This is a genomic window from Terrisphaera buseokensis (genome assembly GCF_047521145.2).
Lineage (GTDB): Bacteria > Verrucomicrobiota > Verrucomicrobiia > Opitutales > Opitutaceae > ER46.
This window is the reverse complement of record NZ_CM134186.1, coordinates 6,238,202-6,261,194: the sequence shown is the minus strand read 5'-3', so window position 1 is coordinate 6,261,194 and position 22,993 is coordinate 6,238,202. Positions and strand designations below refer to the sequence as shown.

The window sequence follows — 22,993 nt, the reverse complement described above, 5'->3', positions numbered from 1 at the left end:
CGTCCGCGCGGCTCCTCTGCCCGACCACGCGGTGCCGCGGTGGCCACGAGCGCCCGCGAGTGGACGGCATGCTCCCGGCGCACCTGCTCACGCCAGCGTAAACCAGGGGCGACGTGGCGGTGCGTGTCGCGATTCGTGTTTTGTCGCCCACGGGAGAAAATTCCGCCACGAAGTCCGTCCGTCATGCCGCCCCGGGTTTCCGTCCTTCTGCCCGTCCGCAACGCCGCCGCCACGCTCGCCCGCGCGGTGGACGCGATCCGCGGCCAGACTTTTTCGGCGTGGGAACTAATGGCGGTGGATGACGGATCCACGGACGATTCGGCCGCCCTCCTGGGCGGACTGGCGCGGATCGATCCGCGCGTGCGCGTGATCCAGCAACCGGCGCGCGGCATCGTGGCGGCCCTTGCGGCGGCGCTCGACGGCGCCCGGGGCGAGTACATCGCGCGGATGGATGCCGACGACGACGCGCATCCGGAGCGTCTCGAGCAGCAGGTGGCGTTCCTTGACCGGCACCCTGAAATTGGTGTCGCCGGCAGTCTCGTCGACTTCGGAGGTGATCGGGCGGCAAGCGGTGGGTTCGCGTTGTACGTCGACTGGCTCAACTCGCTCGTGACGCCCGAGGCGATTGCGCTCAACCGCTTCATCGAGTCGCCGTTCGCGCATCCGAGCGTGATGTTCAGGCGGAAACTGGTCGCGCAGCACGGTGGTTATCGTGCGGGCGATTTTCCCGAGGATTACGAATTGTGGCTGCGGTGGGCGGCAGCCGGCGTGCGGATGGCGAAGGTACCGCGCGTGTTGTTGCGCTGGAATGATCCGCCGGGCCGGCTGTCGCGCACCGACCCGCGCTACGGGCCGGATGCGTTCTTCCGGATGAAAGCCGAGTGGATCGCGCGGGCGCTGGCGGCTCATGATGCCGGTCGCGGCCGCCCGGTGTGGGTGTGGGGCGCCGGCCGGCACACCCGCAAACGGGCGTCGTGGCTGACGGCGCACGGCGTCAGGATTGAAGGCTACATCGACGTCGATGCGAAGAAGGCAACGCCGGCGCTCGGGGGCTTCGGCGTGCCCGTGATTCTGCCGGACGCGCTGCCGCCGCCGGGCGCGCGGTTCGTGCTTGGCTACGTTTCGACGCGTGGCGCGCGGGACTACATTCGCGATGTACTTCGCGCTCGCGGCCACGAGGAAGGGCGCGATTTCCTGATGTGCGCCTGACGATGCCCTCCGCCGAGACCGCCCTGCACAGCCGGCTCAAGACGCTTGCCCTCGCGTGGGCGCAGGCGAACGGCTTTGCCATCTGCGGGCTCGAGGTGCGCGTGCCGCGGAGTGGTTACCGGGCGGATGTCGCGGGCAGCGGGCGCGGACCGATGGCGCGGACCGCGGTGTTCGAGTGCAAGCAGGCGCGTTCCGATCTGTTGAAGGATGCGCATGCCGAGGCGGCGACGCGGGCCCGGCTGGCCGAGCTGGCCGAGCGCCGTCAGACGCTCGAGCAACTGCTCGCGGTGCACCGGCCGGATTTGCGGCGGGGTGAGGCGCTGTGGCCCGAGTACGACGCGTGGGACTTTTCGTCGCTCGAGCACCGCGCGTATCGGGGCGTCCTGGACGAATTGGAAACGGTCCAGCGCCGCGTGCTGCGCGGGACGAAGTTCTCGAAGATGTTTCGCTACCGGTGCGCGGACTTCCTGTATCTGGTCGTCGAGGGCGGGATTTTTGCCGAAGCGGAGATTCCGGCGGGCTGGGGGCTGCTGGTGCGGACCGGCGAGGAACTGAAACTCGCACGGCCCCCGGCGAGTCTCGATTCGACCGCGGTGCAACGGACCGCGCTGCTCGAGATGATCGCGCTCGCCGGCACGCGCGCCACCAACCGGGCGGCGGGCGTCGTGCTGCCGCCGCGTTTCAATCCGGGTTTGCCCACGGAACACACGGAATACACGGAAAACGGAGAACTCTGATTTTCTTCCGTGTATTCCGTGTGTTCCGTGGGCCCTTGGATTGAGAGCCTTTCGGCCGACCCCGCCGGAGAAAGTCAGGCCTCCGGATTGGACATCCCGTAAAAGCGAGCAACCGTGCGACCATGCCAGAAACGACTCCGCCCAACACCGCCGATGCCGGCCTCGAGGTCCGCACCTATTTCGTGCGCGGTCGCAACGCGATGGTCGCGCGCACGGACTTCGGCGAGCTCTTCGTCGACTACTATCTCCACCTGAGCGCCAATCACATCAAGGTGGCGCCCGAGCACGACGCGATGTTCAAGCGGGCGCTGGCCGCGTTCACGCTCCACTGCGCGTCCCGGCCGTGGAACGAGTTCATCGCCTGGACAGTCAACTTCCAACAGCCACTCGTGAATTTGTTCCTGGCGGGCGACAACCAGGCCGGTACCGTGACGGGCCGGATTTTCGACGAGAACGTGAAGGAGGGGCCGCACAATCTGTTTTACGCCGACGTCGTGCGCGGCACGCAACCGGCGCGCCGCAGCGCCGTGACCTTCGACGGCCCGGATCCGATTCCGGCGGTCGAGGCGTTCTACCGGCAGAGCGAGCAGCGCGGCGCGCGTTACTTTCAGGTCGGCGAGGAGGAGTTTGCGCTGGCGACCGAGCATCCCGACTGCGATCTCACCTGGTTCCAGGCGTTGACGCCCGAGGCCGTGCGCGATCTGGAAAAGACCGAGACCCTGTCGTTTCTCGAGCGCCGGATTTATCGGTGGCACTGCGGCTGCAACCAGGAGCGGATGATGGAGGTGCTCGCGCCCGTGATGCGGCAGGATCCGGCGGCGTTGTTTGGCGACGACCCGAAACTCGAGATGCGCTGCCCGCGTTGCGGGGCCCGACACACCGTCACGCGGGAGGCGCTCGAGGCGTTTCTGGTGCGGCCGAAGTAGCCGCACGCTGCGTCGAATTGATTTTATCCCGGCGCGAAACCCCGCCGTGATGGCGGCGAATGAGTCTTGGGGAAATCATCGGCACGGTGCTGGGGATCGTCGGCGTCGTGCTGATGATTCGTCAGCACGTCTGGACGTGGCCCGTCGGGCTCGTCCAGGTGGCCGTGTATGCGTGGGTGTTTTACGACGCCAAACTCTACTCTGATGCGATTCTGCAGATCTGCTTCTTCGCGATTCAGGCGTACGGCTGGTGGCATTGGTGGCGGGGAACGGGCACGGATGGTGCGCCTCTGCGGGTGTCGCGCACGCCGGCGCGCGTTCTCTTCGGCTGGGGACTGGGCGGAGCGATTGTCACGGCGCTGTGGGGCGAGACGATTCGACGCACGACGGATGCCGCGCTTCCGCATTGGGACGCGTTCATCCTCGTCTTCAGCCTGATCGCGCAATGGCTTCAGGCCCGCAAGCAGCTGGAAAACTGGGCCGGCTGGATGATCGTCAACGTCGTCGCGATCGGCGTGTACTGGGCGAAGGATCTGCGGCTCACCGCGGGATTGTATGTCGTGTTCCTGATCCTGGCCGTCGTCGGACATCGTCAGTGGTGCCGCACGCTGCAGCCGGAGGCGAGTCATGGCTGACATGAAACGCATCGCGGTGTTCGGCACCGAGTCGACCGGCAAGACGTCGCTCACCGAGCGGCTGGCCGAACATTTCGGCGAGCCGTGGTCGCGTGAATTTGCGCGCGAATTCTGGGATGCGCATGCGGGCAGGATCTCGGCCGCGGATCTCGACGCAATCGGGCGCGGCCAGATGGCCAACGAGGAGACCGCGGCGGCGCAGGCTACGCGCGTGGTGTTTTGCGACACCGATCTCCTGACGTGCACGCTGTGGAACGACGCGCTCTTTCCCGGGGCGTGTCCGCCGTGGGTGCGGGAAGCGGCGGAACGGCGGTCGCGGGGCTTCGCGCTCTACCTGCTGTGCGATGCCGACGTGCCTTTCGTGCCCGATCCGCAGCGCTGTTTTCCGGAGGACATCGCGCGTGAGGCGGCGCGCGTCCGCTGGCGGGACGCGCTGGTGAGCCGCGGTCTGCCGTTCGTCGAGATTCGCGGCGAGTGGGCCGAACGCGAACGCACGGCGATCGCGGCGGTTGAGCGGTTATTGGGGTAATGATTTTCCCTGGGACTGATGATTTCCCGGGATGGATGATCGTCTGGAATGGATGATCGTTTGGAGTGGATAATCGTTTGGGACCGCGACCGCCCCCGGTCGCTCTTGGCCCGATGCGACCGGGGGCGGTCGCGGTCCCAGTCAAATCCAGGCCTGCCGCCGGCTCAAATCGCCTCGGCGAGAATCGCGGTGAGTTCGCCGGTGGTGAGCGTGATCGGATTCGCTTTCATGCTGCTGGCGCGCGCAGCGGCCTCGACGATGGCCGCTGTATCCGCTTCGGCGATGCCGCAGGCGCCGAGCGCCGGTATCTGCAGATTGGAGACGAGGGCGCGGACCCACTGCGCGCCATCGCGGGCCGTGGCCTCCGCGTTGCCCGTGAGGATGCGGGCAATCTCCGCGTAACGCGCCAGCGCCGGGCTGGCCGGAGCGCGGAGATTCAGCGCGGAGATGTTGGCGGTCATGACCGGGGCGAGCAGGGCCGCGCAGACCGCGCCGTGCGGCGCGGGAAACATGCCGCCGATCGGACCGGCAAACCCGTGCACCGCCCCGAGCCCGGCGTTGGCGAGCGCGATTCCGCCATAGAGGCTGGCGAGCGCCATGTCCTCGCGCGCAGCGGCCTCGTCACCGTGGTCGCAGGCCCGGCGCAGCGAGCGGACGACGCGGCGAATACCCTCGAGGCAGAGGGCGTCCGTCAGCGGATGGGCGCGACTCGAAACGTACGGCTCGATCAGCTGGGTGAGGGCGTCGAGTCCGGTGTAAGCCGTGACGTTGCGCGGAAGCGAATACGTGAGCGTCGGATCGATCAACGCCACGCGCGGCAGCAGGTGCACGCTGCGCAGGCTGACCTTCACGCGATGCTCCGGTGACGCCAGGACGGCGTTGCGCGTCACTTCCGCGCCGGTTCCGGCTGTCGTGGGAATGGCGATACACGGTGCGGCGGGGCGGGCGAGCGGCCGGGCGCGGCCGATGACCTCGAGATAATCGAGCAGTTCGCCGGGGTTCGTGAGCAGCGCGGAGATGGCCTTGGCGGCGTCAATCGCGGCGCCACCGCCGAAACCGACAACGACGTCGCAACCGGCCGCGCGCGCGAGGGCGACGGCCTGGGTGATGTCCGTGGTCGTGGGTTCGTGCGCGATTCCGACCGTGGTGACGTCGAGGGTGGCGGCGCGCAGCCCCGCGAGCAGCGGCTGTGCCCGGGCGGGATCGCGGCCGGTGACGACGAGCGCGTGACGGCCCAGCTCACGGGTGAGCGGGCCGACTTCGCGCAGCGTGTCAGCGCCGAAAATGATCCGGGTGGCGGTGGCGAATTCGAAGCGCATGGGATGGAACTTGGGAGTGCAAGCGTCCCGCTTGCTTCGAATGGCAGGCGGGACGCCTGCGCTCCCGGGGAAGATTACCAGCCGGCGTCCTCGGGAAACACGTTGGCGAATTTCACGCTGGTGCGGGGCGACGCCATCATCGGGGCGACAGTATCGCGCCAGGTGGCGTAGTGCGCCGTTTCCTTGTGGGCCGCGGGTGCGGCGGCGGTGCGATAAACTTCGACGAGGACGAAGCGGGTCGGGTCGTCGGCCTGCTGGACGACATCGAAACGCGCGATGCCGGGCTCGCGGACACTGGCGCGGGCGTTGGCCAGCGTGGCGGCCTTGAACGCTTCGACGGAGTCGGCGGTGACGTGAACGTGGACGTGGACGACGAGCATGGATGGACGCGGAGGGAAGGGTTGCGGTTTTGCCCGGGGCGTGGGTGACGAAGCCTCGGGCGCAATCGAGTCTAAAGTTGTTTCAGTCGGATGTGGCGGAATTCGACTTTCATGGGCGGGCCGACGTGCACCTGGACGCCAAGGAGGCCGTCGGTGGTGCGGTTCGCCGCGTCATCGTCGACGACGATGCTCAGCACGCGGCCGTTGAAAAGATGGGTCAGGACGTGGCCGCGCGCGATGAGGTGCACCTCGTTCCAGTCGTCTCTTTTCAGTGTGGCGGCGAGGGCCTCGGACGTGCCGACCGATCCGATGACGACGGGTTTGGCGGAGGCGTCAACGCGGACGATTTCGCCGCGCCGCGCGAGAAACGTCCGGCCCTTTTCCTCGTAGTTCTGGCCGGTGTGGCGCAGCGGCGGCTTGTTGCGGTCCTGGCCGTCGAGATCCGCCTGGTAGCCGCGCAGGGCGAACGGCTGGCCGGCGATTTCCGCGCTGCGGTAATTGATGCCGCTGTTGCCGCGAGCGGTGATGCGGTACTGGAGTTTCAACTCGAAGTCGCGCGTGGTGCCACCGCGCCAGATGATGAAGGAATTCTGCTTGAGCAGGGTGGCGGGCGTGACTTCGCCGACGAGGTTGCCGTTTTCCACGCGCCAGTAGGTGGGATCGCCCTCCCAGCCGGAGAGCGTGCGGCCGTCGAAGATCGGCGTGAAACCGGCTTCGTCGGTCGGCGTGGACGCTGGCGCGGCGGTGGACGCGGCCTGGCTGACGGCCGGCGGGACGGTGAGCAGCAGGCAGCAGCACAGCGAGAGACGGAGCGTTGTCATAGGGACGGTAGTGGTTCGACGGTGGGTGGCCGTGAGGTGGGACGAAGCAAATGGGTTTTCGGCGGTCGGGCAGGCCAGTTTGCCTTGCGGGGTGCCGGCGTGACACGTAGTCGATGCGTGGATCTGCGAATCCCTTCAACCCTGATATCCCATGAAACACCGTCTTCTCACTCTGGCGCTTATTGGTTCCCTTGGCCTCTCCCATCTTGTCCTCGCTCAGGCTCCGGCAAAATCCGGCGACAAGGGCGGCGACAAAAAGGCGCCGGCGCCGAAGACTCCGGCGGACCTGGCGTTCGATGAGTTCAACAAAATGCGATCCGGGGCGGGGAAGATGGATCAGGCGCGCTTTCAGGCGGTGATCAACGCGGGCACGTCGTTTCTGACGCAGTATTCCACGCACGGCCGGGTGAACGACGTGGTGCGCGATCTCGCTTTCTGGGGCAGCAACATCGATCAAAAGCAGGCCGCGCTGCGCACCTCGTTTGCCTCGTTGCTGTCACTCGAGGTGACCAATCTTCGTTTCAAGGAAGGTCTCTCCGATCCCGCGAAAGCCGCGATTGCCGCGCTGGATGCCACGGTCGCCGATTTCAACATGCGCGAGACGCCGAACGCGGAGAACCTCGCGGCGTTGCGCGAGAAACTCGATGCACTCGGACAGACGCCTGGCGCGGGCCGTTTCCTGACCGAGCGCGAGCGTTCGTATGCGCACCTGGTGATGGCGAGTCAGGCGGGACGCGCCGAGGCGCATCTCAAGACGATGCTGACGAATCCCGACAAGAGCGTGGCCGCGATGGCGCGCGAGGAACTGAACATCGTCGAAGTCAGGAAGGAGCCCTACGCGCTCACATTCACCGGGCTGGACGGCAAGCCGGTCGATTTCGCGCAGCTGCGTGGAAAAGTGGTGGCGCTTTATTTCTGGAGCAGCACCAACGGCAATTCGACCCGCAACTTCGAACGCCTCAAGATGGTCGGTGCCGACTATCGCAAACGAGGCCTTGAGATGGTGACCGTCTCGTTCGACAAGGCCGAGGACAAGGAGAAGCTCGAGAAGTACATCAAGGAGAACCGCATCACCTGGCCCGTGCATTTCGACGGCAAGGGCGCGGCCAATGACTTCGCGCGGAAGTTGAACGCGAACAGCGTACCGCGCCTCTACGTGTTCGACCAGAAGGGCATCCTGCAAATGAGCTTTCAGGGTTCGCCGGTGAAGTCCTACACCTCGAATCTGCCCGTGGATCAACTCGAGCCGACAGTGAAGCGGCTTTTGAATATCAAGTAACGCCCCCGTCGGGGCGTCGCTGGATTCTCCGGCAGCCGCCGTTGCGGTTGCCGCGGAACATCTGCGTTGCACGTTTCGAGGGCTTGCGCGGGCGGCGTCCCTCCTTATCGTGGCGAGTGCCATGAGCGCCGCCGAAATTGTTGAAATGATTGAAAGGCTTCCGCCGATCGAGCGAGCGGAGGTTTTTGCTTTGCTGGAGAAGAAAAAGGCGGAGAACGCTCGCCGTGAGATTCGCCATCTACCGGCGGCCGAAGCGCAGCGAATCGCGGAGCAGGTATTTAAGGACCACAGCGACCTCTTCCGCAAATTGGCCCAATGACCGGAGGGGATGAACCGCGGTTTCTCGAACCCGCGACGGTTTTTTGGCTGCACCGACGGTCGCTGGAATTGTTCGGTGGATTGAATGGAGTGCGCGATCCGGGCGCTTTGGACTCCGCGCTTTCTTCGGCCAAGAACGCCTGGCACTACGGCAACGGCGACGCCTATGATGTTGCTGCGGCCTATGCCTTTCACATCGCGGAATCTCAGGCGTTTCTCGATGGCAACAAGCGGACCGCAGTGGCGTGCGCGCTTACGTTTCTCGGTGGATGCGCCATCCCGGTACCGCGCGACGATGGCCAACTCTATTCGGCTATGATCGCGATCGCTCACCGCAGACTCGACAAGGCCGGACTCGCGGAGTTGCTGCGAAAGCAATTTCCAGGACCGGCAGTGGAGTGAATATACCTCTGGCACCATGAGCGACTACGCGAATCGTTTCGGCGGCGTTGGCCGACTCCTGGGGCACGCCGGGCTCGCTCGCCTGAAGGCCGCGCATGTCTGCGTGGTCGGCGTCGGCGGCGTCGGCTCGTGGGTGGTGGAGGGACTGGCCCGGAGCGGCATCGGTGCGCTGACCCTCATCGATTTGGACGACGTGTGCGTGACCAACGTGAACCGGCAGTTGCCCGCGCTCGACGGCCAGATTGGTCGGCCCAAGGTGACCGTCCTCGCGGAACGGGTCCGGCTGATCAACCCCGAGTGCCAGGTGCGGGCGGAACCGGAGTTTTTCACCCCGGCCACGGCGGCGCGCCTACTGGCCATTCCCTACGACATGGTCGTCGATGCGATCGACCGCATGTCGCAGAAGGCGTACTTGATCGCGGCGAGCCGCGAGCGGGGCCTGCCGGTGGTGACGATTGGCGCGGCGGGCGGACGACGCGACGCGACGCGCATTCGCGCCGGCGACATCGGCGAAGCAGGCGACGAATTGCTGCGACAGGTCCGCAAAAAACTGCGGCGCGATCACGGGTTCTCCAGCGGTGCGCATCGCGGCATCACGCGCATGGGCGTGCGCTGCGTCTGGTCGGAGGAGCCGCCGATCTTTCCGTGGGCCGACGGAACGTGCGCCGCCACGCCGGAGCCCGGCAGCAATCTCGCGCTCGACTGCGAGAGCGGCTTCGGCACCGCGGTGTTCGTGACGGGTGTCTTTGGCCTGGTGGCCGCCGGCGAAGTGGTGAACGCCCTCGCGGCGGAGCGCGTCAGTCCGCCCCAAGCCGCGGCGGTGCTCAATCCGTCGCCCTAGTTTCCGCGCTGAGCGCGCGTACGAGGTACTTCACGCGCTCAGCGTAGCGCGCGCCCGCACGCCGGTGGCGCCGCTCGCTCAGCCGAACAGCCGGCGGAAATTCTCCGCGACCTGCGTTGTCAGCGTGTCGAGCGGCACGCCGCGCACGGCGGCGAGCCCGGCGTAGCCGGCGATGACGTTCGCCGGGTGATTGAGCACGGTGCCGTCGGCGCGTCCAGGAAGCGGATACGCGCGCTCCTTCACGGGCGGCGGCATCGCCGGGGCGTCGGTTTCGACCAACAGGCGATCCGCGGGCAGTGCCGCGAAAACGGTGCGGCGCGCGGCGTGGCGCTCGGCGAGGAAGTCGGTGTTGAAGGAAAAATACGCGCCCAGCGCAGCGAGGTCGCGGGCGACTTCGATTGAACCGCCAAAGGCGTGGACCAGAAAACCGCGCGCGGGGCGGGGCGTCGTGTGCAGCGCCGACTGCAGTGCGCCCCAGGCGTCGAGGCAGTGAATCGTGGCCGGCCGGTTGAGCCGGGCGGCGAGCGTGAGCTGCCAGGTGAACGCCTCCAATTGCTCCTCCAGGGGCGCGCGGCGCAGGCCGGCGAGCCGGGGATCGTCGGCTCGGGCGCGTTCGAGAATCCAGCGATCGAGTCCGATTTCGCCGACGCCGGCGGACGGATGCGCCGTGAGCGCCGACTCCAGCGCGGCCTGCCACGGCGCCGTGACGTTGCCGACATCCCACGGATGCAGGCCGAAGCTGGGCATCACCACGGCGTGGGCCTGCGCGAGGGCGGCGACGTCCGGCCAGTCACTCAGGCACGTGCCGTTGACCACGACGCGGGCGACGCCGGCGGCGGCCAAGTCCGCCAGAATTTTCGCGTGAAACGGTGCCAGCCAGGCGTCCTGCAGGTGATTGTGCGCGTCGTAAAGCATGCGGGCGAAATCGGCGCGTCGGCCTTCAACGCCGGGCTTGGGCGAAGGCGCGGAGCGTGGCGCGCGCGGAGCTCAGACCGTTGCGGCGGGTGGGAGACAAGTTGCGCGTGAGATCCAGCGCTTCCAACGGATCGAGTTCGCTGTCCGCGACCTCGACGGTCGATGCGCCGCTGTAAAAGTCGCAGAGGAAGGCGACCAGTGCGCCGACCAGCGGCGACTCGGCTTCGCTGCGGAAAAAGCAGCCGCCGTCGCGCTCTTCGCCGACGATCCACACGACCGACACGCAGCCGCGGACGCGATGGGCGTCGGTCTTCTCGGCCGGGTCGAGCGGCGGTCGCTTTTTGGCGCGACTGACGAGCGTGGCGAGCCGTTCCTGGGGATCGTCCAGCACGGCAAAATCCTCCACAATGCGCTGCAGCTTATCGGCGAGGAACACGTTCCGAGGGTGGCGGTCGGTTCGACTGCGGCAAGCCTCCGGACGTTCGCAGTTGGGCTTCAGCGAAGAGCCGAACGCGCCGTTAAAGACCCCACCGCAGTCACACCATGGCCGAAAACGTCCTGATTCCCCTCCCTGGATTCGAACTGCCGGTGGACTTTCCCTGGAGGATCGGATTCGTCGGATTGGTCGACGATCAGCTGCGGCGCTTGCGGACCAACGGACACTTTTTACCGCCGCGTTTCTTTGGCTATTACTTCCAAGCCAGCATGCCGGTGGGCATTGGCGGGAGCTGGACGGTGTCACTCGACGGCCGGCGACCCATCTCGCTCGTGCCGGGCATGCTCGATCGCCTGACCCACGGTCAGTACAGCATCACAAGCACGGGGCCGGAAGAGACGCCGGAATATCTTTTGGTTCACGACCGTCGTGACGGCGCGTGCTGGCTCTGGAGCTTCGATGACGGTATCCGCTTTGTGGAGTCCGTCGAACCGATGTCCGGTGGGGATTGGGACGGAGCCGAGGCGCCGAAATTGTTCGGGCCTTGAACTGGGAGCGCGACCGCCCCCGGTCGCCGTCCGACGTAAGCGACCGAGGGCGGTCGCGCTCCAAACGGAATCGTCCCACAAGAATCGATCTGGACCGCGGCGAGCCCCCTTAGTTGTAGAACATCGCCTCGTTCGACTGGAAGAGCGCGTGCGCGAGTTTCGTCCACGCATCGAGCGGGGTCTTGTTGTCGTACACGCCGCCGACCTGAACGTTGAAACGGCCCTGCTGCTTCTTGGAGTTCTCCGCCTTCTTGGCAGCGATGCGGGCGTCGCGGGCGGTGATTTGCGCCGCGGGCATTTCGGACGTGAGCGCGACATCGGTGCCGGCCGGATTTGACTTCACGTACTTCAGCCCGAGGTCGACTTCCTGCCGCGTCGGCCAGCGCTGGAAGATGGCGAGATAAAGCAGCGTGACGCGTTCCTCGTCGCTTTTCACCTCGGCAAAGGCCGGGCGGTCTACGAGTTTGCGGGCGGTCTCGATGACCATCGGGCTGTTCATGAGAAACAGCGCCTGCTGCGGCACGAGCGTCTCGTAGCGTCGGCCGGAGGCTACATCGGGACTCGGGAAGTCAAACTGCGTCAGCAGCTCCGGCGGGTTCGTGCGATCGATGAGCGTGTAGACGGAACGGCGCTTGGCGAAGTTCTCGCTGCTGATCGCGACCGGGCGACCACCGTAGGTGCGGTCGAGTTCGCCCGTGATCACGAGCAGCGAGTCGTGCAACTCCTCGAAATCCATCCGGCGAAGATTGTAGCGCCACAGCAGCTTGTTGTTCGGATCCTTCTCGGCGTAAACCGGATTGGTCTGGCCGCTCTGTTGATACGCGGCGCTGAGGACGATGGTGCGGTGCAGCGCCTTGATCGACCACTTGTTCTCCATGAACGTGGACGCGAGCCAGTCGAGGAGCTCGGGATGCGTGGGCGGCGACGACATGTTGCCGAGATCGTCGGGCGTCTCGACGAAGCCGACGCCCCAGTGCTGCTGCCACATCCGGTTCACGAATACACGCGCGGTGAGCGGGTTCTTGGGATCGGCGATGGCCTGCGCGAGCTGGACGCGGCCGGAGCCGTCCTTCCACTCGGGCCGCTTCTTCGGATCGGCGGAGAGAATTTCCAGGAAACGGCGCGGCACGATCGGGCCCTTGTTGGCGTTCTCGCCGCGCAGCAGGACTGGGTAGTCCTTGGGTTTCTGGGCGGGACTGATGGCTTGGATGTCGTACAGGGCGTTGGCGCGGGCGGGGGCGCCCGGGTGCTGGGCCTCGAGGCTGGCGAAGTCGCGGCGGAGTTCACGTTCCTCGCGCTGCAGTTGCTGCCGCGCGCGCGGGTCGATCTTGGCGGCGGCGCCCTTTTCCTTGCTCTTGCCCTTGGCGGCGCGGACCGTGCGCTGGAATTCCGCCTGCTTCGCCTTGTGCTCGGCCTCGCGCTTTTCAAGCGCGGCCACTTTCTCGAGGTACTCGAGGTAGCCTTCGGTCTGTGGCACCTTGGCCTGCATCGTCGGGAGCTCCGGCGGCTGTAGGCTGTTCGCGAATACGCCGTACAACGAATAGTAGTCCTTCGTCGGAATCGGATCGAACTTGTGATCGTGACACCGGGCGCACGCCACGGTCAGGCCGAGAAACGCCTTGGTGGTGACGTCGATTTGGTCGCCGATGATGTCTTCGCGACGGCCGTTGAACTGGTTGCCCAGCGTGAGAAAACCCATCGCCGCCAGCGGCCAGCGGTTGCCGGCGGTCGGGTCGGCCTTGTCCTTCGGCTGTTTCTCGCGGGCCCGCTGCATGGCGTCACCGGCGAGCTGCGCGATGATGAACTGATTGTAGGGCAAGTCGGCGTTGAAGGCGTCGATCACCCAGTCGCGATACGTCCACGCGTGGGGAAAGCGATTGTCCTCCTGGCCCTTCGCGTCGCCCTTCGTGTCGGAGTAGCGCGCGACATCGAGCCAGTAGCGGGCCCAGTGCTCGCCGTATTGCGGGGAGGCGAGGAGGCGATCGACGACCTTCGTGTAGGCGTCGGGCGAGGTGTCGTTGACGAAATTCTGCACGTCGACCGGATGCGGCGGCAGGCCGATCAGATCGAAATAGATCCGGCGGATGAGCGTCGCCTTGTCCGCCGGCTTGTTGGGCGTCATCCCGTTCGCCTCGAGTTTCGCGAGGAGGAAATTGTCCACCGGGTTCTGGACCCACGCCGCGTTCTGCACCGTGGGCACGGCCGGCTTTTTCACCGGTTGGAACGACCAGTGTTGCTTGCCCACGCCGCCGTAGGTGGCACCGGAAAGGCCCTTCACCGTGGCGGTGCGGGGATCGGGCGCGCCGCGGCGAACCCATTCGGTCAGATCGGCAATCTGCTGCTCGGAGAGCTTCTCGCCCTTCGGCGGCATCTGCAGATCCTCATCCTTGTAACGGACGGCCTGGATGATCAGCGACTCGTCGGGCTTTCCGGGCACCAGCGCAGCGCCGGAATTGCCGCCGGCCATCAGGGCTTCGCGCGTATCCAAAAGGAAACCACCGCGCACCTTGTCCGCTTCCTTGCTGTGACATTTGTAACAGGTGTCGACGAGGATGGGACGGATCTTTGACTCGAAGAATGCGAGGTCGGCGGACGACAGCGCCTTGGTCGCCGGCGGATGGCCGGCGGGCATGTCGGCCGCGAAGGCGGACGCGCCCAGACCGAGGACCAGCGTGGCCGTCAACCAGCGGGAAGCATGGCGACGAAGGGAGCGGGAAGCCGGAGAGGTTTCCATGGTCAGGCGATCAAGGGCTTCACGACGTTGCCGGCGACGTCCGTCAGGCGGAAATCGCGGCCGTTGAACCGATACGTGAGTTTCGTGTGATCCATGCCCATGCAGTGCAGGATCGTGGCGTGGAGATCGTGGGGATGGACCTTGTCCTGGATTGAAGCGGAGCCGAATTCGTCGGTGGCACCGTGCACCGTGCCGCCTTTGATGCCGCCGCCGGCCATGACGACGGAAAACGCCTTCGCGTTATGGTCGCGGCCCGGGTCTTCGGACCCGTTCCGGTCACGGGTCGACTTGCGGCCGAACTCGCCGCCCCAGATGACAAGCGTGGAGTCGAACAGCCCGCGCTGCTTCAAATCGTGGATGAGCGCGGCGAGCGGTTGATCGATTTCGCGGGCCTTGGTGGAGAGGCGGCTCTCGAGCTGCTGGTGATGATCCCAGCCGTTATGCCAGACTTGGACCACGCGCACGCCGCGCTCGACGAGCCGGCGGGCGATGAGGAGTTGTTTGCCCTGCTCGCTCGTGCCGTACGCGGCGCGGGTGTCGGCGGACTCCTTGTTGATGTCGAAGGCGTCGAGCGACTCAGCCTGCATGCGGAAGGCGATCTCGTAGCTCTCCAAGCGGGTCTCTAGGGCGGCGTCGCGCTGGAGGTTCTTCGCATGAATGTCGTTCAGCTGGTGCACGAAATCCAGCTGGCGGCGCTGCTCGTTCTTCGGGACGTAGGTGTTGCGGATGTTCTGAATCATCTGCGGGACCGACGGCGCCTGCGTGTTGATGCTGGTGCCCTGGTACACGCCGGGGAGGAAGGCCGATTGATAATTGGCCGCGCCGCCGGGAGGAAGGCCGCCGCCGCGCAGGGCGATGAAGCCGGGAAGATTCTGGTTCTCGGTGCCGAGACCGTAAACAAGCCACGAACCCATGCTCGGTTTGGCAATGCGGAGCGAACCGGTGTTCATGAACACCGTGGCGACTTCGTGCGCCGGGATGTCGGTCCACATCGAGCGAACGACCGCCAAATCGTCGGCGTGGGCGGCGGTTTTGGCGAAGACTTCGCTGACCTCGAGGCCGCTCTGTCCATACTTGGCGAACTTGAACGGCGAGCCCAGTGCGATCTCGTCGCCGAGGATAGATTTGCCGTTCATCCGGGTCAGCGTCGGCTTCGGATCCCACGTGTCGATGTGCGACGGCGCACCCTGGGCGAAAATGTGGATGACGGCCTTGGCCTTGCCGGGAAAGTGCGACGGCCGGGGCGTCAGCGGACCGACCGCGGGTTTCGCCTGGGCTGCCATCAGGTCCATCGGGTCGAGAATGTTCGCGAGCGACAGCGCGCCGAGGCCCATGCCCATGCGGCTCAGAAACTGCCGGCGGGTGAGGAAATAGTCCTCAATGTTCGTCGAGATGCCGCAGCACGGATGGGAGGCGTCGGGCAGTTCGCTGGCGTGGTGGCGGTGGGAGAGCATGGGTGGGAAAAGGGTGGGGGTGCGGGTGGCCGAGGTACCGGCCTCCGAGACGTTCCGCGCGGGGGCTGGTTTCAGCTAAGTTTCTTCGACACAAAGCGTGGGGTGGGTAAGACAAAAACGCCGCGCGGGCGGTTGGGCAACAGGTTTAACGGAAGAGGCTTTGACGCGCGCTTGGGCGCTGCTCACCGTCCCCCGCCATGCACCCCGAACCCGGTTCCGCCGCGCCGGCGGCCCCGTCTGCGCCCCGCAAACGCAATCACCTCTACGTACAGGTACTCATCGGCATCGTGCTCGGCGGCCTGCTCGGCTACCTGAAGCCCAAGTGGGGCGTGGAGCTGAAGCCACTCGGCGACGCCTTTGTGAGCCTGGTGAAGATGCTCATCGGCCCGATTATCTTCACGACGGTCGTGGTCGGATTGGCGGGCATGGGCGATCTGAAGAAGATCGGCCGAGTGGGCGCGAAGGCGCTGATTTACTTTGAAGTGGTGACGACGCTGGCGCTGCTGATCGGTCTGGTGGTGGCCAACGTGTTCACGCCGGGTGCCGGGTTTCATGCCGATCCCACGTCGCTCGATGCCAGCAAGGTCGCGAAGTACGGCACGGCTTCGCAGCAGATGAGCACGCTGGATTTCGTCCTGCACATCATTCCGAAGACCTTCGTGAGTGCGTTTGCGGAGGGCGAGATTCTCCAGGTGCTGCTGCTCGCGATTCTCTTCGGTCTCGCGCTCGGGCAAATCGGCGAGCACGGCCGGCCGATCCTCAATCTGCTGCACGAGGTCGCGCGGGTCTTCTTCGGCATCGTGACCATCGTGACCCGCGCCGCGCCGCTGGCGGCGGGCGGAGCGATGGCCTTCACCATCGGCGAATACGGCGTCGGTAAGCTCGCGCAGCTCGGGCTGCTGATGGTGTGTGTTTACCTGACCTGCGTGATTTTCGTGATCGTGGTGCTCGGCAGTATCGCGCGGCTGGCGGGCTTCGGACTCTGGAAGATCATTCGTTACGTGAAGGAAGAACTCCTGCTTGTGCTGGGCACGTCGTCGTCGGAATCGGCGTTGCCGGGGCTGATGGAGAAGATGGAAAAGATCGGCTGTTCACGTCCCGTCGTGGGCGTCGTGGTGCCGTCGGGTTATTCGTTCAACCTCGATGGCACGTGCATCTACCTGACGATGGCGGCGCTGTTCCTCGCGCAGGCAACCGACACCGCGCTCAATCTCACGCAGCAGTTCGGCCTGCTCGGCGTGCTGCTGTTGACCTCAAAGGGCGCGGCCGGCGTGACCGGCAGTGGTTTCATCGTGCTGGCCGCGACGCTGCAGACCACCGGCACGATTCCGTGGCAGAGCATGGCGCTGATCATTGGCGTGGACCGCTTCATGTCGGAGGCGCGGGCGATCACGAATTTCATCGGTAACACGGTCGCGACGCTCGTCGTGGCGAAGTGGGACGGAGCGTTCGACGAGTCGAAGGCGGGGGAGATCCTCGCCGGCCGGAAGTAGGGCGGCGGATTCCGGACGTGACCCCTTGGCCCGATGGCGGTGACTAACTATCCCGCTGCGTTCGAACACCTGAATGCGAAGAAAATAAAACCGGCCCTCGGTCCAACCGAGAGCCCGCTGTGTTTCCTAGTGGGTGCAGGTGATCCGGACGGAAACAGGATCGTGCTTCACAAACGGAAGAAGGGTTAGCGGAGTCGGCGCACGTGGGCGTCGCAGAACATCACCGAAATCAGAGACGCAACGCTCGTATGTGCCAGAGATTGTCCTCAAGTGGACTTCAGTTCCGACGATTTTGGTTCTGCGCATGGCATCCTCGTGGACAGTTCATTGGATTTGCGCGATGGCGTGGCCGTTGGTCGCGGACCTAGTGTGGGTCGGGGTGTTCTTTGTCCCTGCCATCGTGGTGATGCTGATCGTGGCTCGGGCAAGACACGTCTACCGTTCAGAGGCGGACGTGCCTTTTACCGACCTCCTGCTGCGACCACCAGGGGAGTCCACTCGGATTGCGGCAGAGGCACTTTTCGAGAAGGCCATGGACCGGCTCTTAATCTTGGTGGGCGCGTCGGCAGTGTTCGGCATGGCCGTTGCAAATGCTTCGCCGTCTCAGCGGTATAATGTGGCAGCGTTCTTTGCCATCTTGTTGCTGGTGGTCACGGCGTTCACTGCGCCGCGGATGCTAAACATCCTTCGGGCCTATTGGAATTATCAGCTTGGCTTCAAGGGTGAGCGACTGGTGGGAGAGCAATTGAATCAACTCTTGGCGCACGGGTTTCATGTCTTCCACGACCTTCCATTCGCCGGCTACAACATCGATCATGTCGTTGTCGGGCCTTCTGGTGTCTATGTGATCGAGACGAAGACACGGCGGAAGTGGAAAACAAAGGCGACCGTACATCCTTCACACAAAGTTCGCTACGACGGATCGTCGCTGACGTGGCCTTCAGGGCGATCGGATCGGTTCGGCCTCGATCAGACATTGCGCAATGCACGCTCGCTGGCCGATTGGCTGACCCGGGCGACCGGCGAAACCGTCACTTGCAGACCGATCCTGACTCTACCGGGATGGTGGATCGATCGAACCGCCCAGAACCCTCCCGAAGTCGCGGTGATATCAGCAAAAGCACTGGCTCCCTATCTGGCCGCAGCCACCTCCACCGCGCTCTCGCTGGGGCAGATGAAGCGCATCGCCTTCCAATTGTCGGAGCGTTGTCGGAAAGTGCCTGGGCTGGGCGAAACGGGGTGAGCCCGCTGAGCGCTGTCCGAACCAGCGAAGCGGGCAACGCTGAGGGGATGTCGCAACTCGCAGCCTGATCTCGCGGGCTGACCTTCGCTCCCGGGTGGCGTTTTTCCGAGCCGATGTCGGTTTGGACCTGCGCCGTTCGTTATAGAGCAGGTGGCCTCGGGCTCGCACGAGGACCGCCATACGACCACGTTTGAATCAACCCCTGCTCCCTCGCGCATGATCATGAAAATCCTCCTCGGCCTCGTCGTCGTTATTGCCTTGTTCCTGGCCTTTGTCGCCTCTCGACCAGCTGACTTCCGCGTCGAACGCAGCGCAACCCTGGCCGCCTCGCCGGCTGCGCTCTTCGCCCACGTCAATGACCACCGTAAATTCAATACCTGGAATCCGTTCCTCAAGGTGGATCCCAACGTGAAGAACACCTACAGCGGTCCGACCTCTGGCGTGGGTGCGTCTTGCAGCTGGGACGGAAACAGCGAGATCGGAGCCGGCTCGGCCACGATCATCGAAAGCAAACCCGCGGAACTCGTACACATGCGCATGGACTGGAAGCGTCCGATGGAGGGCACCAGCACGGTGGAATTCACCTTCAAGCCGGCCGGCGACAAGACGGTCGTCACGTGGGCCATGTACGGCAAAAACAACTTCGTGGGCAAAGCCGTCAGCGTGTTCATGGACTGCGACAAGCTGTGCGGCCCGCCCTTCGAGCAGGGCCTCGCGGATCTCGGCAAGGTTGCCAGCGCCGCCACTTCGCCGGGGATTTGAGGCCACCGCCGGAGCGCGCCCAAACTTTCGCATGACTGTCCACGTTCATCGTCGGGCGAGCGCCGGCTGGGTTGCTCCAGTTTTCTTCGTCGGCTTGCGTCCGGGTTTCAATGTGCGCCCACGGCCGCTGCAGGTGGACGTTGTGCTGGGCACACATCGACGCGCGCAGCCGCTGCAGGCCGTCGGTGAGTGCATGGGGGCGTAGGCCGCGAGCCAGACGGGACCCGGGCCCTGGCCGCGCACGGCGGTGTCGTGACGGTGGCGGACGCCGGTGACCCGCTCGATCATCCGCTCGAGGCGTGGCCAGAAACGAAGGTATTCAAGGACCGGATTCACGACGTTCGTGATGGGGCAGTAGAAGGTGTTCTTCGGATCGGCGTGGTGCCGCGCGTGTTGGTGCGGCGTCTGGAGGATGCGCAGATCCTGGAGCAGCGAGATCAGCGGACCGTTCTCCGTGCGCGTGCGATGCGCCCATTTGTGAACCTGGTTGGCGTTGATGCTGACGGCGACAAAGAGCCAGAGCTGCCAGGAAAGCAGGCCCCACCACCCGGCGGCAGCGAGCAGCACGGCGCTGAGCAGCACGAGATCCCAGGAGCTTTGCCACCAGCTGAGTCGCGTGAAAAAGCGCGGGTGGTGGTGATGCACGATGTTGGGCCGGATGAGCAGCGGTCCCACGATCGGCGTGTCCTCCGTGCCGTAGGCGTCTTCGAGCCAGTGGACAACGCCAGCAACAAAATCGGCCAGCAGGATGAGGCCGGAGCTTTGCGCGAGAGTGAAGAAGAAGGAGCGCATGGACGAGGGAGATGAAAGGCGTCGGGCTTCGTGCTCGATTGGCCGGCCTTATCCTACCGCATTCAAGGAGGCAGCGGTTAATCGATAAACCTGATGCCCCGCATTGGAATTTGTGATGTGTCGTCCGCGGGAAGATCGTTGCCTCGCCATCGTGCTGCGTTGTGCTCGGTGCCGCGCGATGAACGTCCATCATCTCGAGCTGTTTTATTATGTCGCGAAGCACGGCGGCATCAGTGCGGCGGTGCGCCACATCCCCTATGGGATTCAGCAGCCGGCGGTCAGCGGGCAGATGCGCGTGCTGGAGGAGACGACGGGCGCGCGGCTGTTCGAACGCAGTCCGTTCCGACTCACGTCTGCAGGAGAAAAACTCTTCGCGCATGTGCAGCCGTTCTTCGAGACCCTCGGCGAGGTGGCTGCCAGCGTGCGTGGGGAGGCGTCCGAGCCGGAACTGCGCATCGGTGCGTCTGAGATCGTGCTGCGGGACCACATCCCGGTGGTGATGCAGCGCCTGCGCAAGCGCCACCCGCGGGTCCGGCTCAGTCTGCGCTCCGGCTATTCCTCGGAATTGGAGACGTGGCTCCGCGACCGACAGATCGATCTCGCAATCGGTCCCATCGAGGCGCGGGCCCCGGCCCGCCTGCAGGTCCGGCCGCTCGCCCGCGTGCCGCTCGTGTTGCTCGTCCACCGCCGCTCCCCGCTGAAATCAGCCGGCGAGTTGTGGGCGGTGAAAAAACCGCGCGAGCCGCTGCTCGGCCTGCCCGCCGGCACCACGGTGATGCGGAATTTTCAACGCGGTTTGAAACGCCGCGGCGTCGTCTGGCCGCAGGCCGTCGAAGCGACGTCCGTCGAACTGGTGACGCGTTACGTGGCCAACGGCGAAGGCCTCGGCGTCAACATTGCCGTGCCGGCCGTGATCAAGCACCGCGACGTCCGGGCGCTGCCGCTGGATGGCTTCGAACCGATGATCATGGGCCTTCTCTGGCGACCCGAACCCTCTGCCGTGGTCCAGCGCATGCTCGACGAAGTGAGCCAGTATTCCCGGGAAACCTGGCCGGAGTGGGCTAGCGACGCCGCCGGGAGCTGAGCGCGGCCGGCTGCGTCGGGACGTTGCCCGCGGGAACGTGTTCACCGCTCATGAATGAGAGCGGAAACGTTCGAAAAGCCCGACCGGCGAAATGCGCCGTGAATCGTTCGCGTGGACGCTGCCGTTACGCGGCGGCCAGCGTCAGCGGCGGCATGGGGCAGTCGAGCGCGGCGGCGATGGCGCGGAGCAGTTCGGCTTCCGTGATGAGCAGCTGACCGTCGGCGGTCACCACCTGGGCCGCGGCCGCCAGCGTGCGCTGCTTGATCACCGGACTCGCGGCGGCGAGCTTGTCGAGTGCGGCATCGAGCCGGGCGAGCTGGGTGCCGGATTCCGGGGTGAAACGCAGCCGTGACTCGATGAGTTTCAACTCGGCGGCACCGGTGGCAAAGGCGTTTTCAGCCGACGCCGCGTTCGCGGTCGCGGACTGGGCGAGCGACGAGAGTACGACGCCAATCTCATCCGCCACCGCCTGAAACGAGTGGTACTGGATAATGGCTTTCGTCGGCGTCTGCCCGAGCGCGAGCGTGTGCGTGAGCAGTTTCTGCAGCGCGAACTCGAAGGTCGATACCTGGGCGTCGGCGTGAACAAGTTCGTCGAGCGTACCGAGAAACGACTCCAGCGTCGCGGCCGGAATCTGCCGCAGGGCGGGCAGCGCGATCTGCAGGAGCGGGAGTTTCTGCTCGGGGCGGGCGCGTTGCAGGTCGGGCTCCAACCCTTCCAACTGCCGCAGGGCTTCGGCACCCGACTGCGTCGCGACCAGATTGCGCTGGCGTGAACGAATTGCTGGGTCGTCCGACAACAGCAGACCGAACACCAGCACGCGGGCCTCGCCGGGCGTCTGGGCGGCGACGCGCAGTCGGTCCGGCGTGGCCTCAAGGAGGTCGTGGGCATTGGCCAGCTGCTCGGACGTCAGTGAACCAATGGCCTGCACGGCGGCGCGCGCGGCGGCGGGGTCGAGTCTCGCGACCGGCCGATCGGCGATCGGGGGTGGCACCGCGTTCGCGCGGCGGGCGGGAGCAGGGGCGAGGCCGGCGCTCACAAACGATTCGTGGGCGACGTCGACCACCTCGGGTGGCTCGAAGTGTTTGCCGTCGAAGTTCGGATCGATCGCGCGGATGCGCTCGTCGAGCGGCGGGTGCGTCGCCCACAGGCCGGTGAAGCCGGAGCGAAACGCCTGCGCGAAGAAGAAGTGGCCGATGGCCGCGCTCTTGTTGGACTCGAGATTCGAGCCGAGCGCGTAGCCTCCGATCTTGCGGAGCGCGCCGGTCAGGCCCTGCGGATTGCGGGTGAACTGGACGGCTGACGCGTCGGCGAGAAACTCCCGTTGGCGCGAAACCGCCGCCTGGATCAGGCGACCGAAGAAATAGCCCACGTATCCAATAATCAACAGCGCGACGCCGGCCGCGACGATGGCGATCAGGAGGCCGTTGCCGTCCTTGTCGCGCGAGCGCGTGCGAGAATAGCGGAGGCTCCACAGAATGCCCCGGCCCGCGAGGCCGAGGACGAGGATGCCAAAGATCGCGGACGCAATGCGGAGATTCATCCGCATGTCGCCATTCAGGATGTGGCTGAACTCGTGGCCGACGACGCCCTGCAGTTCGTCGCGATTGAGTTTTTCCAACGTGCCGCGCGTCACCGCCACCACGGCGTCACTCGTCGTGAGGCCGGCGGCGAAGGCGTTGATCGCGGGTTCCTGATCCATGACGTACACGGCCGGGACCGGCGTGCCCGAGGCGATGGCCATTTCCTCGACGACGTTGAGGAGGCGGCGTTCGTGGAGCTCGATCGTATTCGATTCGATGCGACGGCCGCCGACGCTTTCCGCCACGGCGCTGCCGCCGGCGGAGTACTCCCTCCATTTGAAGAGCGACGCCAGGCCGACGACCACGAGCGTGCCGACGCTGACGAGACCGAAGAGTCCCGGCTGCCAGAGGAGAACGGCGGACCCGCGCGGATCGTAGTCGCCGTAGATCGCGCGCTGGTCTTCGTTCGCGCCCGCGTAGTGCAGGAGCAGAACGGCGGCGACGTACGCCGCCACGATGGTGCCGGCCACCGCCACGCCGAAAAGCACGAGCAGCCTCGACGTGCGCTTTTTGGCGCGGGCCTGGGCCTCGAAGAAATCCATGGACGGGTGGG

Annotated in this window: 23 protein-coding genes; 14 read left to right on the top strand and 9 right to left on the bottom strand. The window is 65.6% G+C overall.

Translation table 11 applies throughout. The features are described 5' to 3' along the window. Positions 1 to 183 precede the first annotated feature (183 nt). The 5 genes from ACLJEU_RS23595 to ACLJEU_RS23575 all read left to right on the top strand — a co-directional run bounded on the left by ACLJEU_RS23595 (position 184) and on the right by ACLJEU_RS23575 (position 4,036). Positions 184 to 1,209, top strand: a complete 1,026-nt coding sequence (locus tag ACLJEU_RS23595) for a glycosyltransferase family 2 protein (protein ID WP_414664066.1) — start codon at positions 184 to 186, stop codon at positions 1,207 to 1,209. A gap of 2 nt (positions 1,210 to 1,211) precedes the next feature. After that, the gene (locus ACLJEU_RS23590; protein WP_414664067.1) at positions 1,212 to 1,946 is read left to right on the top strand and encodes a hypothetical protein; all 735 of its coding nucleotides are present in this window, start codon (positions 1,212 to 1,214) and stop codon (positions 1,944 to 1,946) included. A gap of 122 nt (positions 1,947 to 2,068) precedes the next feature. Further along, entirely contained in the window at positions 2,069 to 2,872 is an 804-nt protein-coding gene (locus tag ACLJEU_RS23585) for an Hsp33 family molecular chaperone HslO (protein ID WP_414664068.1), read from the top strand. Positions 2,873 to 2,931: 59 nt separating this feature from the next. After that, positions 2,932 to 3,507 (top strand): nicotinamide riboside transporter PnuC, encoded by a 576-nt coding sequence (gene pnuC, locus ACLJEU_RS23580; protein ID WP_414664069.1) that lies wholly within the window; start codon positions 2,932 to 2,934, stop codon positions 3,505 to 3,507. Next, positions 3,500 to 4,036 (top strand): AAA family ATPase, encoded by a 537-nt coding sequence (locus ACLJEU_RS23575; protein WP_414664070.1) that lies wholly within the window; start codon positions 3,500 to 3,502, stop codon positions 4,034 to 4,036. The genes pnuC and ACLJEU_RS23575 overlap by 8 nt, the downstream gene beginning before the upstream one ends. A 164-nt stretch (positions 4,037 to 4,200) precedes the next feature. On the opposite strand, the gene ACLJEU_RS23570 is transcribed toward ACLJEU_RS23575, so the two are convergent. The 3 genes from ACLJEU_RS23570 to ACLJEU_RS23560 all read right to left on the bottom strand — a co-directional run bounded on the left by ACLJEU_RS23570 (position 4,201) and on the right by ACLJEU_RS23560 (position 6,556). Next, the gene (locus tag ACLJEU_RS23570) at positions 4,201 to 5,355 is read right to left on the bottom strand and encodes an iron-containing alcohol dehydrogenase (RefSeq protein WP_414664071.1); all 1,155 of its coding nucleotides are present in this window, start codon (positions 5,353 to 5,355) and stop codon (positions 4,201 to 4,203) included. Positions 5,356 to 5,429: 74 nt separating this feature from the next. Next, positions 5,430 to 5,735: a putative quinol monooxygenase gene (locus ACLJEU_RS23565; protein ID WP_414664072.1), complete on the bottom strand. Its 306-nt coding sequence runs from the start codon at positions 5,733 to 5,735 to the stop codon at positions 5,430 to 5,432. A 71-nt stretch (positions 5,736 to 5,806) separates the two neighbouring features. Beyond that, entirely contained in the window at positions 5,807 to 6,556 is a 750-nt protein-coding gene (locus ACLJEU_RS23560) for a 3-keto-disaccharide hydrolase (protein WP_414664073.1), read from the bottom strand. 151 nt (positions 6,557 to 6,707) lie between these two features. On the opposite strand from ACLJEU_RS23560, the gene ACLJEU_RS23555 reads away from it, so the two are divergent. The 4 genes from ACLJEU_RS23555 (at position 6,708) to ACLJEU_RS23540 (ending at position 9,396) form a co-directional block, all read left to right on the top strand. After that, positions 6,708 to 7,835: a TlpA disulfide reductase family protein gene (locus tag ACLJEU_RS23555; RefSeq protein ID WP_414664074.1), complete on the top strand. Its 1,128-nt coding sequence runs from the start codon at positions 6,708 to 6,710 to the stop codon at positions 7,833 to 7,835. A gap of 121 nt (positions 7,836 to 7,956) precedes the next feature. After that, positions 7,957 to 8,154, top strand: coding sequence for a hypothetical protein (locus ACLJEU_RS23550; RefSeq protein ID WP_414664075.1), 198 nt, complete (start codon positions 7,957 to 7,959; stop codon positions 8,152 to 8,154). After that, positions 8,151 to 8,555, top strand: coding sequence for a type II toxin-antitoxin system death-on-curing family toxin (locus tag ACLJEU_RS23545; RefSeq protein WP_414664076.1), 405 nt, complete (start codon positions 8,151 to 8,153; stop codon positions 8,553 to 8,555). The genes ACLJEU_RS23550 and ACLJEU_RS23545 overlap by 4 nt, the downstream gene beginning before the upstream one ends. A 16-nt stretch (positions 8,556 to 8,571) precedes the next feature. After that, positions 8,572 to 9,396, top strand: a complete 825-nt coding sequence (locus tag ACLJEU_RS23540; RefSeq protein ID WP_414664077.1) for a tRNA threonylcarbamoyladenosine dehydratase — start codon at positions 8,572 to 8,574, stop codon at positions 9,394 to 9,396. 78 nt (positions 9,397 to 9,474) lie between these two features. Here ACLJEU_RS23540 and ACLJEU_RS23535 read toward each other — a convergent pair whose 3' ends face one another. Next, entirely contained in the window at positions 9,475 to 10,311 is an 837-nt protein-coding gene (locus ACLJEU_RS23535) for a TatD family hydrolase (protein WP_414664078.1), read from the bottom strand. Positions 10,312 to 10,336: 25 nt separating this feature from the next. Then, positions 10,337 to 10,747 carry a SufE family protein gene (locus ACLJEU_RS23530; protein WP_414664080.1) on the bottom strand — a complete coding sequence of 137 codons (411 nt, stop codon included), beginning with the start codon at positions 10,745 to 10,747 and terminating at the stop codon, positions 10,337 to 10,339. Between the two features lie 107 nt (positions 10,748 to 10,854). Between ACLJEU_RS23530 and ACLJEU_RS23525 the strand changes: the two genes are divergently transcribed. Next, positions 10,855 to 11,295 carry a hypothetical protein gene (locus ACLJEU_RS23525; RefSeq protein ID WP_414664081.1) on the top strand — a complete coding sequence of 147 codons (441 nt, stop codon included), beginning with the start codon at positions 10,855 to 10,857 and terminating at the stop codon, positions 11,293 to 11,295. A 109-nt stretch (positions 11,296 to 11,404) separates the two neighbouring features. Here the strand turns inward: ACLJEU_RS23525 and ACLJEU_RS23520 are convergent, their stop codons facing one another. Next, positions 11,405 to 14,029, bottom strand: coding sequence for a DUF1553 domain-containing protein (locus ACLJEU_RS23520; protein ID WP_414664082.1), 2,625 nt, complete (start codon positions 14,027 to 14,029; stop codon positions 11,405 to 11,407). 2 nt (positions 14,030 to 14,031) lie between these two features. After that, positions 14,032 to 15,483 (bottom strand): DUF1501 domain-containing protein, encoded by a 1,452-nt coding sequence (locus tag ACLJEU_RS23515; protein ID WP_414664083.1) that lies wholly within the window; start codon positions 15,481 to 15,483, stop codon positions 14,032 to 14,034. A 197-nt stretch (positions 15,484 to 15,680) separates the two neighbouring features. On the opposite strand from ACLJEU_RS23515, the gene ACLJEU_RS23510 reads away from it, so the two are divergent. The 3 genes from ACLJEU_RS23510 (at position 15,681) to ACLJEU_RS23500 (ending at position 18,981) form a co-directional block, all read left to right on the top strand. Next, positions 15,681 to 16,976: a dicarboxylate/amino acid:cation symporter gene (locus tag ACLJEU_RS23510; RefSeq protein ID WP_414664084.1), complete on the top strand. Its 1,296-nt coding sequence runs from the start codon at positions 15,681 to 15,683 to the stop codon at positions 16,974 to 16,976. A gap of 406 nt (positions 16,977 to 17,382) precedes the next feature. After that, entirely contained in the window at positions 17,383 to 18,219 is an 837-nt protein-coding gene (locus ACLJEU_RS23505) for a nuclease-related domain-containing protein (RefSeq protein WP_414664104.1), read from the top strand. A 216-nt stretch (positions 18,220 to 18,435) separates the two neighbouring features. Next, positions 18,436 to 18,981, top strand: a complete 546-nt coding sequence (locus ACLJEU_RS23500) for an SRPBCC family protein (protein WP_457795297.1) — start codon at positions 18,436 to 18,438, stop codon at positions 18,979 to 18,981. A gap of 45 nt (positions 18,982 to 19,026) precedes the next feature. Here the strand turns inward: ACLJEU_RS23500 and ACLJEU_RS23495 are convergent, their stop codons facing one another. Continuing rightward, positions 19,027 to 19,773 (bottom strand): fatty acid desaturase CarF family protein, encoded by a 747-nt coding sequence (locus ACLJEU_RS23495; RefSeq protein WP_414664086.1) that lies wholly within the window; start codon positions 19,771 to 19,773, stop codon positions 19,027 to 19,029. A gap of 178 nt (positions 19,774 to 19,951) precedes the next feature. Between ACLJEU_RS23495 and ACLJEU_RS23490 the strand changes: the two genes are divergently transcribed. Then, positions 19,952 to 20,857 (top strand): LysR family transcriptional regulator, encoded by a 906-nt coding sequence (locus ACLJEU_RS23490; protein ID WP_414664087.1) that lies wholly within the window; start codon positions 19,952 to 19,954, stop codon positions 20,855 to 20,857. A gap of 124 nt (positions 20,858 to 20,981) precedes the next feature. On the opposite strand, the gene ACLJEU_RS23485 is transcribed toward ACLJEU_RS23490, so the two are convergent. Then, positions 20,982 to 22,982, bottom strand: a complete 2,001-nt coding sequence (locus ACLJEU_RS23485; protein ID WP_414664088.1) for a M48 family metalloprotease — start codon at positions 22,980 to 22,982, stop codon at positions 20,982 to 20,984. Positions 22,983 to 22,993: the final 11 nt, after the last annotated feature.